This is a genomic window from Microbacterium sp. Marseille-Q6965, assembly GCF_946151065.1.
In the GTDB taxonomy this organism is placed as follows: Bacteria; Actinomycetota; Actinomycetes; order Actinomycetales; family Microbacteriaceae; genus Microbacterium.
On the sequence record NZ_CAMGZA010000001.1, the window covers coordinates 1,196,162 to 1,211,338 of the forward strand.

17 protein-coding genes are annotated in these 15,177 nt (G+C 72.5%); 7 read left to right on the top strand and 10 right to left on the bottom strand.

The features are described 5' to 3' along the window. Position 1: 1 nt before the first annotated feature. The 5 genes from N8N77_RS05690 to N8N77_RS05710 form a co-directional block, all read right to left on the bottom strand. Complete coding sequence (locus tag N8N77_RS05690; protein ID WP_261165307.1) at positions 2 to 562, bottom strand: hypothetical protein; 561 nt, start codon at positions 560 to 562, stop codon at positions 2 to 4. A gap of 101 nt (positions 563 to 663) precedes the next feature. Next, the gene (locus N8N77_RS05695) at positions 664 to 1,275 is read right to left on the bottom strand and encodes a nucleoside deaminase (RefSeq protein WP_261165308.1); all 612 of its coding nucleotides are present in this window, start codon (positions 1,273 to 1,275) and stop codon (positions 664 to 666) included. An 8-nt stretch (positions 1,276 to 1,283) separates the two neighbouring features. Beyond that, on the bottom strand, positions 1,284 to 1,463 hold the full coding sequence (locus N8N77_RS05700) for a hypothetical protein (RefSeq protein ID WP_261165310.1): 180 nt from the start codon (positions 1,461 to 1,463) through the stop codon (positions 1,284 to 1,286). A gap of 27 nt (positions 1,464 to 1,490) precedes the next feature. Then, entirely contained in the window at positions 1,491 to 4,478 is a 2,988-nt protein-coding gene (locus tag N8N77_RS05705; protein ID WP_261165312.1) for an SMC family ATPase, read from the bottom strand. Continuing rightward, positions 4,475 to 5,653 (bottom strand): exonuclease SbcCD subunit D, encoded by a 1,179-nt coding sequence (locus N8N77_RS05710; RefSeq protein WP_261165314.1) that lies wholly within the window; start codon positions 5,651 to 5,653, stop codon positions 4,475 to 4,477. The genes N8N77_RS05705 and N8N77_RS05710 overlap by 4 nt, the downstream gene beginning before the upstream one ends. An 84-nt stretch (positions 5,654 to 5,737) precedes the next feature. On the opposite strand from N8N77_RS05710, the gene N8N77_RS05715 reads away from it, so the two are divergent. Genes N8N77_RS05715 through N8N77_RS05725 form a run of 3 tightly spaced genes read left to right on the top strand, consistent with a single transcriptional unit; the run spans position 5,738 to position 7,672 of the window. After that, positions 5,738 to 6,043: a DUF1905 domain-containing protein gene (locus N8N77_RS05715; RefSeq protein ID WP_261165316.1), complete on the top strand. Its 306-nt coding sequence runs from the start codon at positions 5,738 to 5,740 to the stop codon at positions 6,041 to 6,043. Between the two features lie 54 nt (positions 6,044 to 6,097). Continuing rightward, a complete protein-coding gene (locus tag N8N77_RS05720; protein WP_261165318.1) occupies positions 6,098 to 6,877 on the top strand; it encodes an alpha/beta fold hydrolase in 780 nt (259 codons plus the stop codon). A 9-nt stretch (positions 6,878 to 6,886) separates the two neighbouring features. Beyond that, positions 6,887 to 7,672: an SseB family protein gene (locus N8N77_RS05725; RefSeq protein ID WP_261165319.1), complete on the top strand. Its 786-nt coding sequence runs from the start codon at positions 6,887 to 6,889 to the stop codon at positions 7,670 to 7,672. Positions 7,673 to 7,680: 8 nt separating this feature from the next. Here N8N77_RS05725 and N8N77_RS05730 read toward each other — a convergent pair whose 3' ends face one another. Further along, positions 7,681 to 8,397 carry an alpha/beta fold hydrolase gene (locus N8N77_RS05730; RefSeq protein ID WP_261165320.1) on the bottom strand — a complete coding sequence of 239 codons (717 nt, stop codon included), beginning with the start codon at positions 8,395 to 8,397 and terminating at the stop codon, positions 7,681 to 7,683. Between the two features lie 46 nt (positions 8,398 to 8,443). Next, positions 8,444 to 8,734 (bottom strand): GNAT family N-acetyltransferase, encoded by a 291-nt coding sequence (locus tag N8N77_RS05735; protein ID WP_261165322.1) that lies wholly within the window; start codon positions 8,732 to 8,734, stop codon positions 8,444 to 8,446. 386 nt (positions 8,735 to 9,120) lie between these two features. Here N8N77_RS05735 and N8N77_RS05740 point away from each other — a divergent pair, with 386 nt between their 5' ends. The 4 genes from N8N77_RS05740 to N8N77_RS05755 all read left to right on the top strand — a co-directional run bounded on the left by N8N77_RS05740 (position 9,121) and on the right by N8N77_RS05755 (position 12,275). Next, on the top strand, positions 9,121 to 9,813 hold the full coding sequence (locus N8N77_RS05740; protein WP_261165324.1) for a winged helix-turn-helix domain-containing protein: 693 nt from the start codon (positions 9,121 to 9,123) through the stop codon (positions 9,811 to 9,813). Between the two features lie 53 nt (positions 9,814 to 9,866). Next, complete coding sequence (locus N8N77_RS05745; RefSeq protein ID WP_261165326.1) at positions 9,867 to 10,835, top strand: DNA-3-methyladenine glycosylase; 969 nt, start codon at positions 9,867 to 9,869, stop codon at positions 10,833 to 10,835. Positions 10,836 to 10,872: 37 nt separating this feature from the next. After that, a complete protein-coding gene (locus N8N77_RS05750) occupies positions 10,873 to 11,067 on the top strand; it encodes a hypothetical protein (protein WP_261165328.1) in 195 nt (64 codons plus the stop codon). Between the two features lie 347 nt (positions 11,068 to 11,414). Next, positions 11,415 to 12,275: a phospholipase gene (locus N8N77_RS05755; RefSeq protein ID WP_261165330.1), complete on the top strand. Its 861-nt coding sequence runs from the start codon at positions 11,415 to 11,417 to the stop codon at positions 12,273 to 12,275. Positions 12,276 to 12,382: 107 nt separating this feature from the next. Here the strand turns inward: N8N77_RS05755 and N8N77_RS05760 are convergent, their stop codons facing one another. The 3 genes from N8N77_RS05760 to N8N77_RS05770 are packed head-to-tail and all read right to left on the bottom strand — an operon-like array spanning position 12,383 to position 15,163. Then, entirely contained in the window at positions 12,383 to 13,138 is a 756-nt protein-coding gene (locus N8N77_RS05760) for an ABC transporter ATP-binding protein (RefSeq protein WP_261165331.1), read from the bottom strand. Further along, complete coding sequence (locus N8N77_RS05765) at positions 13,135 to 14,151, bottom strand: iron chelate uptake ABC transporter family permease subunit (RefSeq protein ID WP_261165333.1); 1,017 nt, start codon at positions 14,149 to 14,151, stop codon at positions 13,135 to 13,137. Before N8N77_RS05765 ends, N8N77_RS05760 begins: the two co-directional genes overlap by 4 nt. Continuing rightward, a complete protein-coding gene (locus tag N8N77_RS05770; RefSeq protein WP_261165335.1) occupies positions 14,141 to 15,163 on the bottom strand; it encodes an ABC transporter permease in 1,023 nt (340 codons plus the stop codon). Before N8N77_RS05770 ends, N8N77_RS05765 begins: the two co-directional genes overlap by 11 nt. Positions 15,164 to 15,177 lie beyond the last annotated feature (14 nt).

Here is a 15,177-nt window from a genome sequence, read left to right on the forward strand (position 1 = left end):
CTCAGGCCGGGTCGCTCTCGACGCGGTCGCGCAGCCCGATCCGGTCGGGGATCTCCATGGCCAGTCCGGGCAACCAGCTCGAGGGCTTCGGCCACGGCCGCGAGGCGGGCAGGGCGCGCAGCAACTGCCGCACCGCGGCGTCACGGGGTGCCTCGGCACTCGGCGCGGGCAGGATCCGCCGCGGCGCACGGTACCCGAGCGCGCCACACCACCAGTGACGCCACGTCTCGGGCGCCGTCTCGGGCTCGAGGACGATGTAGTAGTCGGGCATGACGGCGCCGCGCTCGAAGTGTGCCAGCGCCTGCTCGATCTCGAGCTCCAGCGTGCCGAGGGTCGCGCGCTCCTCGAACAGCTCCACCCACGCGGCTCCCACGTGTTCGAGCGGGTCGGCGTCGTGCACGATCCATGGCCGGCTGCTCGCGCTGATACGGCGGGCGGCGAGCGCCGGCTCGGTGTCGCGCAGGGCCAGGGTCTCGACCCCGTCGATGCCGTCGAGGTGGGCGAGGACCTCGTCGGACGCGGATCCGACGACGGCCACGATGGTTCCGGTCGTGTTCTCCATGCCCCACTGTAGGGCGATGCACCGGGGCGCTGACAAGGCCTCGGACGCCGACTGCCCGGCCGGGTGTGGGTCCCGCTCGTCGCGCGACCGGCGGGCTGGGCCTACGCGCCGGAGCGCGCGTTGTAGACCGTGACGTCGCCGGCGTCGACGGCGTCGCGGTACGCGCGCAGCACGGCCACGCCCTCGTCGTGCAGCAGACCCTGCGTCACGCTGATGCCGCGGATCTCGAACTGCGCGGCCCAGTCCGGCACGAGCGGACCCTCGTCGAAGGTCGTGATCTCCTCGACCTCGGGTCCGTCCACGCCGATGACGAGCGAGCGGACGCCCGACCACAGCACGGCGCCGTAGCACTGCACGCACGGGCGGGCGTTGACGACGATCTCGTGCTCGGGAAGGCCTTCGCCACCGAGGTCCCAGCCGCGCAGGCGGGTCTGGGCGAGACCGAGCGCGACGACCTCTGCGTGCGCGGAGGACACACCGCTGCCGAGCACCGCGTTCACTCCGACCGAGACGATGCGGCCCGTGCCGCGCTCACAGACGAGGGCGGCGAACGGCCCGCCGGTTCCTTCGCGCCAGTTCCGGTCGGCGAGGCGGTGGGCCAGGGCCATGCGGTCCTCGACCGACGGGATCTCCTCGGGCACGCCGGCGAGCTCGTCGCGGACCCAGTCGGGCAGCGCGATCGTGAAGCTCGCGACGAGCGGCGGGACGTCCATGGCGGCCGTCACTCTTCGCTGCGGCCGAACACCAGGCGCAGGGCGACGAAGACGATCACCGCGACGACCGCGACGGCGATGAGCTTGGCCACGAACCACATCAGCGAGAAGAGCAGCTCGATAACGAACCAGGCGATGACGACGGCGACGATGACGCCGATCCAGGTCCAGACGCTGCTCTTGTTCACGTGCCCAGCCTACGTGCCAGAGCCGTTTCAGACGAAGGCCGAGATGTCCTGCCGGATGACGCTCCACCCCTGCGGCGTCTGCTCGACCCGGAGCTGGGCGGGGATCTGCTCCTTCATCGCCTCGACGTGGCTGATGATGCCGACGGTGCGGCCCCCCTGGCGCAACTCGTCCAGGGTGCGCATGGCGACATCGAGGGTTTCGGCATCGAGGGATCCGAACCCCTCGTCGATGAACAGCGTGTCGAGGCGGATGCCACCGGCGCGGTTTGTGACGACCTCGGCGAGGCCCAGGGCGAGGGCCAGGGAGGCGAGGAAGGTCTCGCCCCCCGAGAGCGAGTGCGGGGGGCGGGTGCGACCGGTGAACCGGTCCATCACCTCGAGCCCCAGTCCGCTCGCCGCGCCCCGCGCCGCGAGCGCGTCGCTGTGCTGCAGGCGGTAGCGGTCGTCCGACATCTCGGACAGACGGAGATTCGCGGCGGTGACGATCTCCTCCAGCTCGGCGGCCAGGACGAACGTCTCGAGCTTCATGCGCTTGGCGTTCGGCGCCCGCCCCGCGACCGTGTCGGCGAGGCGCCGGATCGCGGCGGCCTCGGCGGCAAGGTCGGCGATCTGCGCGTGCGCGGAGCCGATCCGCTCCGCCGCCTCCTCGAGCGCGCGGACGCGCTCGGTCGCCGTGGTGTGCCGCTTCACGGCCTCCGCCCACGTCTCCTTGGCGAGGGCGACGTCGTCGGCGCTGCCCGCGGTGTCGACCGGCTCCTCGGGCAGCGCCTCGAGCTCCAGCTCGAGCAGGGCGGACCGGGCGCCGGCGAGCGCGGCGTCGTACTCGTGGACACGGGCCTCCAGCGCCTCGCGCTGGCGCGCCTCGCGCAGCGCCGCGAACGCCGTCTCGGCGTCGGCGAAGCGCGCTTCCTCGACCGCCGCCTGCAGCGCGTCCGCCGCGTCGGCGGCGGCGCGCTCCGCCCGAGCCGATTCCCGCTGCGCGTCGGCGTACGCGGTCGCCGCGACCACGAGGCGCTGTTCCGCGTCGATCCGGGCGGCGACCGAGTCGGCGGAACCGCGTGCCTCCGCGACGGCGGCGCGGTTCTGCGTGAGCGCGGTCTCGGCCGCCGCGATGCGGGCGTCGAGGTCGCTGCGCTCGGCGATGAGCGCCGCCTGCTCGGCGTCGGCGCGCTCGGCCTCGGCCTCGAGCGCGAGGCGCTCCGCCGCCAGCCGATCCCTTTCGGCGGCGGCGGCCTCCGCGGCCGCCAGTTCCTGCCGCTTCGCGGTCAGCTCGATCTCGAGCTCGTCCACGCCCCGTCCGCCGGCGTCCTTCTGTGCGTCGGCATGCGCGCGGTCCGCCTCGGCCAGCGCCGTGTTCGCGGCCTCGTAGGCGGCGGTCGCCTCGCGGCGGGAGACGTCGGCGTGCTCGATGTCGTCGACGGTGACGGCGTCGTCGCCGCGCGCGGCGGGAGCGGGGTGGCTGGTGGATCCGCACACCGCGCACGCCTCCCCGTCGACGAGTCCGGCGGCGAGCTCCCCCGCCATGCCCGCGAATCGGCGTGCCTGCAGATCGGCCAGGTGCGCCTCGGCGTGGTCCTTGGCCTTCTTGGCCTGCTGCAGCGCCTCGAAGGCGGCCCGCTGTGCGTCGGAGAGTTCCGCGAGCGACCGCGCCGCGCCGAGCCGGGACTCGGCGGCGTCGACGGCCTGCCGGAGCGCGTCGAGGGTCGCGGCCGCGACGTCGGCCTGCCCGAGGGCGTTGCGGATCCGCTCCCGCTCGGCGGGCAGGTCACGCACGCGCTCGGCGAGGGCGTCGGCACGTTCGGCGGCGCGCTCGGCGCGGGCCCGCAGCTCGGCGAGCGCCGTCTCGTCGGCCGCGAGGCGTGCCTCGAGGTCGCCCAGCGGGCGCCAGGAGCCGATGCGCTGTTGCGCCGCGGCGACGATTTCGGCGAGGGCGTCGGCGTCCGCGCCGGCGTCGTGGTCGCCGCGGGCGTCATGCCACGCGCGGCCGGCCTCCTCGAGCCGAGCCCCCGCGGCCTCGAGGGAGGCCAGCGCCCGAGCGGCGGCGTCCCTCGCCGCGCGCACGGGCTCGGCCCGCTGCGCGGCGTCGCGCTCCGCCCGCAGGCCGGCGATCTCGTCGGCGCGCCCCTCGAGCGCCGCGAGGGACGCCCGGGCGGTGTCGCGGCGCTGCTGCTTGTCGCGCTGAGCGGTGCGCTCGGCGTGCCGGGACTCGGCGACCTCGAGCCGCCGGGTCGCCTGCTGCAGGACCGCGTCGGCCTCTTCCGCCAGGTGTCGCGCGCGCAGCGCCGCGCGCCCGGCCCAGGCGATGCGGTCGTCGAGCCCCGCGGTCTCGCCGAGCGGATCGAGGAGGTCGCCCGCGATCGCCTCCGCGTGCTCGAGCCGCGCCGTCAGGGCCTGGCTCTCGCTCTCGACCCGGGCGAGGGCGTCCTTGCGCCGCTCGTCGAGCGTCTTCTCGTAATCCTCGAAGCGCTGGGTGCCGAACAGGGTGCGCAGCAGCGCCTGGCGTTCGTCGTTCTTGGCGAGCAGGAAGCGCGCGAAGCGACCCTGCGCCAGCAGGATCACCTGGAGGAACTGTTGCTGTGTGAGACCGATGACCTCGTCCACGAGCTGCGCGACGTCGACGGGCCGCGCGGCGCGGCCGATCCACTCCTCGCCGACCCGCTCGAACATGCGCGCCTCGGCCTTTTGAGGGGTGAACCCGTCGCCGCGCTTCTTCGGGCGCATGTAGTCGGGCGAGCGCTCGATCCGCCACATCCGCCCCCCGGTCGTGAACTCGAGCGCCACCTCGGTGCGGTCATCCGGCTCGGCGTGGTCGCTGCGCAGACGCTTGTCGCCATCCTCGTAGCGAGGCGCCGACCCGTACAGGGCGAAGCACACGGCGTCGAGAATGCTCGACTTGCCGGCGCCCGTGCGCCCGCCGATGAGAAAGATGCCGTCGGCGGCATAGGCGTCGAGATCCACCGTCTGGCGGGTGCGGAACGGCCCGAACCCCTCGATCTCGATGCGATGGATCCTCATGCCGGCACCGTCGCCTCGTGCGCCGCCGCCGCGCGCGACGCGATGACGTCGGCCAACATCTCGTGCTCATCGGCCGACGCACCCTCACCCTCGCGCACATGCGTGAGGAAGGTGTCGATGAGCTCGCCGTCGCTGCGGGCCGCCACCACGCGAGCGCGGTAGCTCCGCCCGTCGTCCTCCACCCGCCCCTGCGGATCGAGCTGGATGGTGGCGCAGTGCGGGAAGCGCTGCTGCAGGCGACGCATCGGCTCGGGCTGCGGCGTCGCATCGGTCAGTACCGCGCACACCCACGCGTCGATGTGGGCCTCGTGCGAGGCATCCGAGAGCAGCTCGTCGAGCGTGCCGCGCAGGGTGACGAGGGGCCGCGGCACCGGCAGCTCCAACCACTCGACGCGGGCGAGGCCGTCGGCGTCGAGGTCGACGAGCCACGACCCGCGCGGCTTGCCGGCCTCGCTGAAGCTGTAGTGCAGCGGCGCGCCGCTGTAGCGCACGTGCTCGCCCAGCCGGGACCGGCCGTGGATGTGGCCGAGGGCGACGTAGTCGGGGCCGTCGAAGGCCGACAGCGGCACCACGTCGAGCGAGCCCTGCCGCAGGTCGGTGCGGATCTCGCGCTCGACGCCCGGGCTGGCCTCCACCCCCGCGGCGAAGCAGTGTGACACGGCCACCGAGCGGCCGCCGCGCACCGCGCGATCCGCGTGCACGAGAGACATCGCGTGGGCGATCGCCTGCTCCTGTGTGCGGAGGGGGACGCCGGCCCAGACGCCGCGGACGACGATCGGCTCCAGGTAGGGGATGCCGTAGAAGTGAACGGGCCCGTGCTCGTCGGTGAGCGTGATCGGGGTGCCCACCCGCGCGGGATCGGTGACGACGTGGATGCCGTCGCGCAGCAGCGGAGCCATGAACCCGAGCCGCGCCGCGTTGTCGTGGTTGCCGCTGGTGAGCACGATCTGCGCGCCGGCGTCGCTGATGTCTCGCAGCACGTCGGTGAGCATCGTGTAGCAGGAAGCCGCCGGCGTCGCCGAGTCGAACACGTCGCCGGCGACCACGACGACGTCCACGCGATGCTCCCGCACCTGCTCGGTCAGGGTCGCGAGCACACCGCGCAGCGCATCGAGCGTCGAGTTCCCGTGGAACGACCGCCCGATGTGCCAGTCCGAGGTGTGCAGGATGCGCATACCCCCACGGTAAGGACGGGCGCCGACATTCCCGCGGCACACCGCCGCGAACGGCGATACCCGGCCGCAGGTGATGATGGAGCGATGTCGACCCACACCTTCACCGCGCCGCTGTGGAAGTGGTCCGCGCGCACCGAGGCATCCGGCTGGTGGTTCGTGAGCCTGCCCTTCGAGGTCTCCGACGTCGTCGAGGGCCACGTGATCCCGGGTGCCGGTTTCGGTAGCGTGCCCGTGGAGGTGACGGTGGGCGCCACGACCTGGCGGACGAGCGTGTTCCCGAGCAACGAGCAGAAGACCTACGTCCTGCCCATCAAGAAGTCCGTGCGCACCGCCGAGGGGATCGCGGACGGCGACGACGTCACCGTCCGGCTGCGCGTCGTGGCCGGCTGAACCAGCACGCGCCACTTCTTCGCGGCGGTACGCGCGCCCGGGTACGGTCGACTCATGCGTCTCGAGCCGCCGGCCCGCCCGTTCTCACACGGGGGCGCCACGCTCGTGTGGGAGGAGCGCGGGGCGGGCGCGCCGACGTTCGTGCTCATCCACGGGATCGGGATGGGGCGGAGCGTCTTCGGCGGTCTGGGCGCACAACTCGGGGCGCACGGCCGCACCATCGCGGTCGACCTGCCCGGCTTCGGCGAGGCCCCCGAGCCGCCGCGGGTGCTCACCGTCGAGCGCATGGCCGACCTGGTCGCCGCGTTCCTGCGCTCGCAGGGGATCGAGGCGCCGGTGCTGATCGGCCACTCGATGGGCTCGCAGGTCGCGGTCGAGGTCGCCGCGCGGCACCCCGGCCTGCGTGCGCGCCCCGTGCTTATCGGCCCGACCGTCGAGATCGGCCAGCGACGCGCGCTCACCCAGCTGCGGCGGCTCGCCGCCGACCTGCTCGACGAGAGCCTCAAGGTGCTGCTCATCGGGGCGCGCGAGTACCTGCGTGCGGGGCCGCACCTGCGACAGAAGATGCGCGCCATGCTCACGCACGCGCCGGAGCTCGCCTTCCCCCGCGTCGGCGAGCCGGCGCTCGTCCTGCGGGGCCAGAACGACCTCGTCGCACCCCGCCCGTGGTGCCGCGCGGTCGCCGACGCCCTCCCGCTCGGGCAGCTGCGCGAGGTCCCCGACAGCGGGCACGAGACGATGATCCGCAACCCGCGCCCGGCGGCGGATCGGATCCTCGCGTGGCTCGCCGACGCCGGGGCCAGCGGGGTCGCGGATCGTGCTGCGTCCGCGTAGCGTGGCCGGATGACCGACGCCCCGCAGCCATCGCTCGTGCAGCACGCCCGTCTCCAGCAGGCGCTCGACGCCTGGGCCGAGCGGAAGGACGCGCAGACCCACAGCGACGCGCTGCGGCGCGCGATGTCGGGGCAGCTGCTGCTCGACATCAGCGCATCGACGTTCGCCGATCCCGACAACCCCATGCAGCAGGGCGACACGCTCGCGGTGGCGTCGGTGCGCGACGCGGACGGCAAGGACCTGCTGCTGGCCTTCACCGACAACGACCGCCTGCGCGCCTTCGCCTCGGCGGAGGAACCCCGCTCCCTCGCGCAATCCGGTGCGGCGACGCTCGAGCACGCCATCGCGCAGCACGAGGGCATCGTGATCGATGCGGGCACCGACGGCGCGTTCATCGCGTACGGCGACGAGATCTCCCGCGCCCTCGGGGCGAACCCGGCCGACGCGGCGCGACTCGCGTCCGCCATGACCGACGGTGGCGTGCCCCTTGACGAGTTCCTCCGTCTGCTGCGCGACGCCGTCGTCTACGTGGGCGGAATCCCCGTGCCGGGCGAGGACGGTGAGGTGGCGGGCTACCGCATCGCCACCGCCACCCGCCCGGACGGGAGCGTCCTGCACGCCGTGTTCACGAGCCCGGCCGAGCTGTGGGCGTGGGCGCCGGACGCCATGGCCCAGCCAACGACCATCGATCGGATCGTCGCGAGCGCACGCCAGGACGGCATGGCCGGGCTGGTCGTGAACCCCGTCGGTCCGAGCGCCGAACTCGACCTGGCGTGGTTCGATCGAGCCGAGTGACCCGACCGCTACTCGCTGTCCTCGGCGGCGCGATCCGCTGCCTCGACGAGCACCTGCGCGGTCTCGACCGGCTTGGTCAGCTGCGGCCAGTGGCTCGTGGGCAGACCGATGATCGTGAGCTCCGCCGCGGCGTCGAGCTCGGTGGTCATGGGGTGGCCGGCCTCGATCAACTGCTCGATCTGCTCCTTCGGAAACGCGGTGGCGAAGATCGTCACCGGGATACGGTGACGGGCCTCGTCGTGCAGATGGATCGGATCGGTCGCCACTCGCGCCGGCTGCGGGATCGCGTTCGCGACGAACTCCTCGAGCTGGGTGTCGGTGAAATCGGCGAACTCCGCGGCGTCGAAGTACTCGTCGCGCTCGCGCGGGAACGGGATGACCCCTTCCACCACCGGCAGCTCGTCGTTGACGGACATGCCGTCCGGGGGCGGGAACGCGTCGACGAACACGACGTGTGCCACGCGCTCCGCCCGCGCATCGGCCGCTCCCCATGCCACGTTGCCACCGCCCGAGTGACCGGCCAGCACGACCGGACCGTCGATCTCGTCGATCAGCGCCACGACGGCGTCGATCTGATCCTGCAGCCCCACGTCCTTGCTGTCGCCCGGGGCAAGGCCGGGCAGGGTGGGCGTGTGCACGCGGTGCCCCGCGGCTTCCAGGGCCGGGACCTGCGCCGACCACGAGGAGCCGTCGAGCCAGAAGCCGGGGATGAGAATGATGTCCATGACCCGACGCTAGACCGGGCCACCGACATCCGGAACACCCCGCGCGTCAGCGGGCGGCGAGCACGCCCGCGCGCTCGGGGTGGGCGGCGAACCAGTCGGCCACGTACCAGCACACCGGCAGCACCTCGCGATCGCCGCGCGACTCGATGTCGGCGACGGCCCGTTCGGTGATCTCGGCGGCGTAGCCGTGCCCGCGGAAGGTGGGCACGGTGAAGGCGCGCGTGAGCGCGACGGTCTTGCCGTTGTCGCGGTAGTCCAGCACGCTCACCAGGTCGTCTCCGCGGTGCAGCGTGTAGCGGGAGGCTGCGACGTCATTCGCGAACGTGAGATCGGTCACCCGAACAGGGTACGCGCGTCCGCGGACACCGGCGCCGAGTCGCCGTTCGGCGTCATGTTCCGTCACATGCCGACGCGGTTTGACACGCGGCGTCACCGCGGGCAATAATCGGCGGCATGTCTGCCAACGCCACGATTCTGTCCGCCCAGGAGGCGAATGGAGTTGCCGGGATGATGATGCCCGGTCGCGTTGGCATGTGCTGTCGAATGTGCCGCTGAGTCGAATTCGTTCCTCGCTGCACCGCTCGCGCCGCTCTCACGGTCGCTGAGCTCGCGCTCCCTCGGGAGCCGTTCCCGCCGCATCCTCTCGGATCCGCGGCCCCGCCGCATCGCACCGATGCGGCAACGACGCACACCCGCATCGGGTGACAGCCGAAGGACCTCCTCATGTCGAACACCGCCTACCTCGACCGCCCCGCTTCGACCCCCGCACCGGCGCCGGCCGATTCGTCGATCCGCTCCTCCGCCGCCAACCTTCCCGCCGGCACCTCGCCCCGCGGCTTCGCCCTGTACGTGGGCCTCGACGAGGTCAAGGCCGCGATCGACGGGGTGAGCCTGCCCACGCTCGTCGAGGCGCTGCGCCGCACCATCGCCGAGCTGGCGCCGAGCGCCGAGACCTACGCCGCCGTCGCCCTCGCCCCGCAGTCGGCGGGCGGCCGCGACGTGGACGTCGTGCGCCTCGCGCTCAAGGAGCCGGGCGCCATCGCCCGCACGAAGCAGGAGGTGGCGAAGCCGGACGCCGAGACCGGTGTGGTCGTCGACCTGTCGCGCAAGCGCATCGTGATCGACGGCGAGACCGCTCCCCTCACCTTCAAGGAGTTCGAGCTGCTGCAGTACCTGGTGCTGCGGGAGGGCCGCACGATCGCGCGCGGCGAGCTGGTCGAGTCGCTGTGGGACGCCGACGACGCCGGCGCGCCCGGCGAGCGCACGATCGACGTGCACGTGCGGCGCCTGCGCGCCAAGCTCGGACGGTACGAGGAGATCGTGCGCACGGTGCGCGGGGTCGGCTACCGCTTCGATCGCCACGCCGACGTCGCCATCCGCTACAGCACGGGCACCCCCTCGCCCGACCGCTTCTGACCCGTCGCGCCGGTCACACCGTTCCTGTCGGCGGCCCGGCGTAGCGTGGAGGGATGATTCCCGCCGCCGCGCTCGCACCGCGTCATCCGACGCGCGTGCGCGATCCGCGGCCGGACCCGGGGCCGCGGATCGAGAGCGAGTACCGGCCCCGTGGCGACCTCGACCTCGTCGCCACCGTCGCCGGGCTGCAGCGCGGCCCGGGCGACCCCACGCAGACCATTCACGGTCCGGTCATCTGGCGCGCCACGCGCACCCCTCAGGGTGTCGCCACCCTCGCACTGCGGCAGCGGGCGGACGGCGTCGTGCTCCTCGCGGCGTGGGGTCCGGGTCGGGAATGGGCGCTCGGGCAGGCCCCGGGGCTGTGCGGCGCCGGGGACGACCCGTCCTCCTTCGAACCGCGCCTCCCCTGGATCGCCGAGGCGCACCGCCGTCACCCCGGCCTGCGCATGAGCCGCACCGACCTGCTGTTCGACGCCCTTGCGCAGGCGATCACCGAGCAGAAGGTGACCCTGCGGCAGGCCTTCGGCGCCTGGCGCCGGATGGTGAGCTGGTTCGGCGAGCGCGCGCCCGGGCCGACGCCGGTGCCGCTGTTCGCGCCGCCCACCCCGGAAGGCTGGCGGCGCGTGCCCTCCTGGGCGTGGCACCGCGCCGGGCTCGAACCACCCCAGGCGCGCACGATCGTCGAGGCGGCCTCCCGCGCCGCCTCGCTCGAGCGAGCCGCAGCCGGCGGTCGACTGGATGCCGCGCTCCAGAGCCTGCGCGGCGTCGGGGCGTGGACGATCGCCGAGACGCGGATCCGCGCGCTCGGCGATCCCGACGCGGTCAGCGTGGGCGACTTCCACCTCGCCCATCACGTGGGCTATGCCCTCACCGGAACCCGCACGGACGACGCCGGCATGGTCGAGCTGCTCGAGCCCTGGCGCGGACACCGCCAGCGGGTCATCCGGCTCATCTACGCCGCCGGGCGGGCCGAACCGCGGCGCGGACCGCGGCTGCACATGGAGGACCACCGCCAGCGCTGAGGCCGGCGGCGTGCACGCAGCCCGTAGGGTGAGTGCCATGACCCGCTCACGCAGTCTGCTCCTCGCGCTCGGCGTGCTGGCCCTCGGCGCCCTCATCGGCGTGATCCTGCAGAACGTCGGGCTCGGCCTGCTGCTCGGCCTTCTCGCGGCCCTCGGCATCTTCCTCGCCTTCGAGAGCCGGCGGGGCCGAAATGCCGGCGTGAACGACGAGGACCGGGGCATCGAGCTCTGAAACCGGGCCGGAACGCGCCTCTCAGGGAACTCGGAGGTGATCGATTCCGGCGGGCCGTTACCCCCTCGTTATGCAAGATACCGGCTGCCCCGCGATCCGCATGCTGACGCCGATCGCGGCCCCTCTGCCAGCCGACGCGGCGCAAGAATCGCCATGCGACCAGGAGTTCCGCTTTCACGCGACGCCCAGGTAAACGCCGGGTGGCGCTCAGGTTGCGGGTGGCAAGGTCTTTCGGTCTACCCGATCGCCCGCGTGCTGACCGCGCGGGGCCGCCAACCCGAGCGCGGCCACCGTCCGGGCGGGACCCGAAACCGCCCGGACGCTCGACGCGGGTGCACCGAACACCCATGGATTTGATGCTTCACACGCTTCCGCACGCCACACCCGTCCACACCCCACGCCACACTCGCCCCGCACGCCGCGGTCGCTTCATCGCGACGGCCGCGCTCGGGGCCGCGCTCCTCGTCACCGGCTCCGCCATCGCCGCGCAGGCGGAGACCGAGAGCGCCACCCACGCCACCGCAGCCTCCGCCGCCACCGCGCCCGAGCTGTCCATCCCGGACGCCGTGGTCAACGAGGCGAAGTCGACGATCGCCGAGGCGAACGCCGTGCTCGATACGGCCGTCGAGGGCGTCGACACGGGCGAACTGCGCGACTACGTGCACAAGCTCAGCAACTACGACACGATGCCCCAGGTGAAGGTCGTGGGCCTCGTCGACGCCGCGGCGCAGGAGGCGCAGGAGGTCGTCGCGCAGACCGCGCAGGTCAAGGCCGATGCCGCCCGCCAGGCGGCGGAGGAGAAGCGCGCTGCCGAGGAGAAGGCCGCCGCCGAACAGGCCGCGGCGGCCGAGCGCGCCGCCGCCGAGGCGGCCGCCGCCCAGGCCGTCGCCAACGCGAGCACTCCGCAGGGCGCTCAGGCCGCGGCACGCGACATCGCCGCGGCCGACTACGGCTGGGGCGCCGACCAGTTCGGCTGCCTCTCGAGCCTCTGGATGAAGGAGTCTGGCTGGAACTACCAGGCCATGAACCCCTCCAGCGGCGCCTACGGCATCCCCCAGTCGCTGCCCGGTTCGAAGATGGCGACGGTCGGCGCCGATTGGCAGACCAACCCCGTCACCCAGATCCGCTGGGGCCTCGACTACATCTCGCGCGCCTACGGCACCCCGTGTGCCGCGTGGGGTCACTCGCAGGCGACCAACTGGTACTGATCCCCCGTCGGCCGAAAGCGCGCCGGGGCGGCGATACGCTGCCTCGGCGCGCTTCGGCGTCTCACGGGCCAATTGCCGGTCGGCGACGCCCCGTCGCGTGCGAGCGATCAGTCCCAGAGAACGACCCGGCGGCCGTTCAGCTGCTCCACGCGCACGGGCGTCTCATAGAGCTCCACGAGCTTCGGCACGGTGACGACTTCCTCGACGGGGCCGTGGTGCAGCACGCGGCCGTCCCGCATCGCGACGATCGTGTCGGCGAACTGGGCGGCGATGTTGATGTCGTGCATCACGACGACGATCTTCAAGCCACGGTCATCCGCCAGGTCGGCGATGAGCTTCATGAGGGCGACGGCGTGCTTCGGGTCGAGATTGTTCAGCGGCTCGTCCAGCAGCACGTACTCGGTGTCCTGGGCCAGTGCCATCGCCACGAACGCCCGCTGCCGCTGCCCGCCCGAAAGCTCGTCGAGAAAGCGGTGCCGGTAGGGCTGCAGATCGAGGTCGTCGATCGCGCGCTCGATGTGCTCGCGGTCGGCGACCGTGAGGCGTCCGCCGGAGTGCGGGAAACGCCCGAACTCCACGAGGTCCTCCACCGTGAGCCGCGCGGCGACGTGGTTGTCCTGGCGGAGAACGGCGATGGTGCGGGCGAGATCGCGCGAGTCGGCCTTCGTCACGTCCTTGCCGTCGACCGTGACCGTGCCCGCATCGGGGCGGATCAGGCGGCCGACGAGCCCGAAGAGCGTCGACTTGCCGGCGCCGTTCGGCCCGATCAGGGCGGTCACACCCGTCTCGCCGAAGGAGATGGTGACGTCGTCGAGCACGGTCGTGTGTCCGTAGCGCTTGGTGGCGCCATCGAGCGCGATCATCGCGCCCCCTTTCGCAGCACGAGGAAGAGGAAGAACAGGCCGCCGACGAACTCGATGATGGTCGACAGCGTCGCACCGAAGTCGAGCACCTGCTCCAGCAGGAGCTGGCCGCCGACGAGGCACAGCACGCCCAGCAGCACGGCGGCCGGCACGGTCCACACGTGGCGGAACGATCCTGCGTACGAGTAGGCCAGGTTCGCGACGATGAGCCCGAAGAAGAGGATCGGCCCGACGAGCGCCGTCGACGCCGCGATCATGACCGAGACGACGAGGAAGAGGATCATCACCGTGCGCCGGTGATTCACGCCCAAGCCCACGGCGACGTGCTCGCCGAGCGTGAGCACGTCGAGCGTGCGCATCATCGGCAGCAGCACGGCCACGCCACCCGCGACGAGGATCGCCGTGAACAGCAGCAGCGTCGGATCGGGCTTGGTCAGCGAGGCGAACATCGCGTCTGCCACCACATCGAAGTCGAGCGGGTCGAGCATCCGCTGCATCCACTCCGTGAAGCTGCGGAAGAACGTGCCCAGCACGATGCCCACGAGCAGCATGAGATGGATCGAACGGCGCTTCCCGCCGAACATCCACGTGAACAGAAGCACACTGAACCCGACCATCACCGCCACCTGGATGGTCCACATCACGTAGCCGTCGGCGCGCAGGAACCCCACGGAGCCGAACAGGAACACCGTGAGGGTCACGATGAGGCCGAAGAACGAGTCGAACCCCATGATCGATGGCGTGAGGATGCGGTTCTGTGTGATCGTGTGGAACACGACGGTGGACACGCCCACGGCCGAGGCCACGACGATCATGGTCAGCACCGACAGCCCGCGGATCTGCAGGCCGAGCAGCAGCACGCTGGGCGGCAGATCCCACAACAGGTAGAACGCGATCACGGCGGCGACGGCCGCGGCGAGCACGCCGAGTCGCACGGCGGGGCGGGCCCACAGCCCGGCCAGCGCCGCGCGCGCCGGCACGGCGGTGACCGCCACGGGTGCCTCAGTGAGCACGGGATCGCCTCCTCAGCAGGAGCCACAGGAACAGCGCGGCGCCGACGACGCCCACGATCACCGACAGCGGGATCTCGTAGGGGTGGCGCAACGTGCGGGCCAGGATGTCGCACGCGACGACGAAGAGCGCGCCGAGGCCGGCGACCCACGGGATCGAACGGCGCACGTTGTCGCCGATGATGAGGCTCACGATGTTGGGCACGACGAGGCCGAGGAACGGCAGCATGCCGGCCGTCACGAGCACCGCTGCGGTGATGACCGCCGTCACCAGCATGCCGATCGCCACGATCCGGCGGTAGTTCAGCCCGAGGTTGGTGGCGAACTCCTCGCCCATCCCGATGACGCTGAAGCGGTCGGCGGCGAACCACGCGACGACCACCATGGCGGCGGCGCACCACACGAGCTCGTACCGGCCGGTCATGACGCTCGCGAAGCTGCCCTGGGCCCACTGGCCCAGCGACTGCAACAGGTCCTGGCTGTAGGCGAGGAAGGTCGTCACCGCCCCCACCACACCGCCCAGCATGATGCCCACGAGCGGCACGAGCACGAGGTGCCGCACGGGCACGCGGCGGATGACCCGCAGGAACACCCAGGTGCCGACGAGCGCGAACGCCGAGACGACGAGCATCTGCAGCATGACCGGCATGCCGGGCCACAGCAGCAGGATCAGCAGCATGCCGAGCGAGCCGAACTCCGTCACGCCGGTGGTCGAGGGCTCGACGAACTTGTTGCGCACGAGCATCTGCATGATGAGGCCCGCGATGCCGAGCGAGGCGCCCACGAGCACGAGCGCCACCGTGCGGGGGACGCGGCTCGTCAGCAGCAGGAAGACCCCGTCGCCGTCGGTGTTGACGCCGCCCGCGAGGGAGACGTCGCTCGACGCGCCGATGAAGAGGCTCAGCACCGACAGCGCCACGAGGAGAACGCCGATGAGCACCCCCACCCACGCGCGCCGGGGGCGGCGTGCGGGGGTGGGGGTGCTCGTCAGCGACGTGGCCGGGGCGACGGCCATCAGAGGAACCGCAT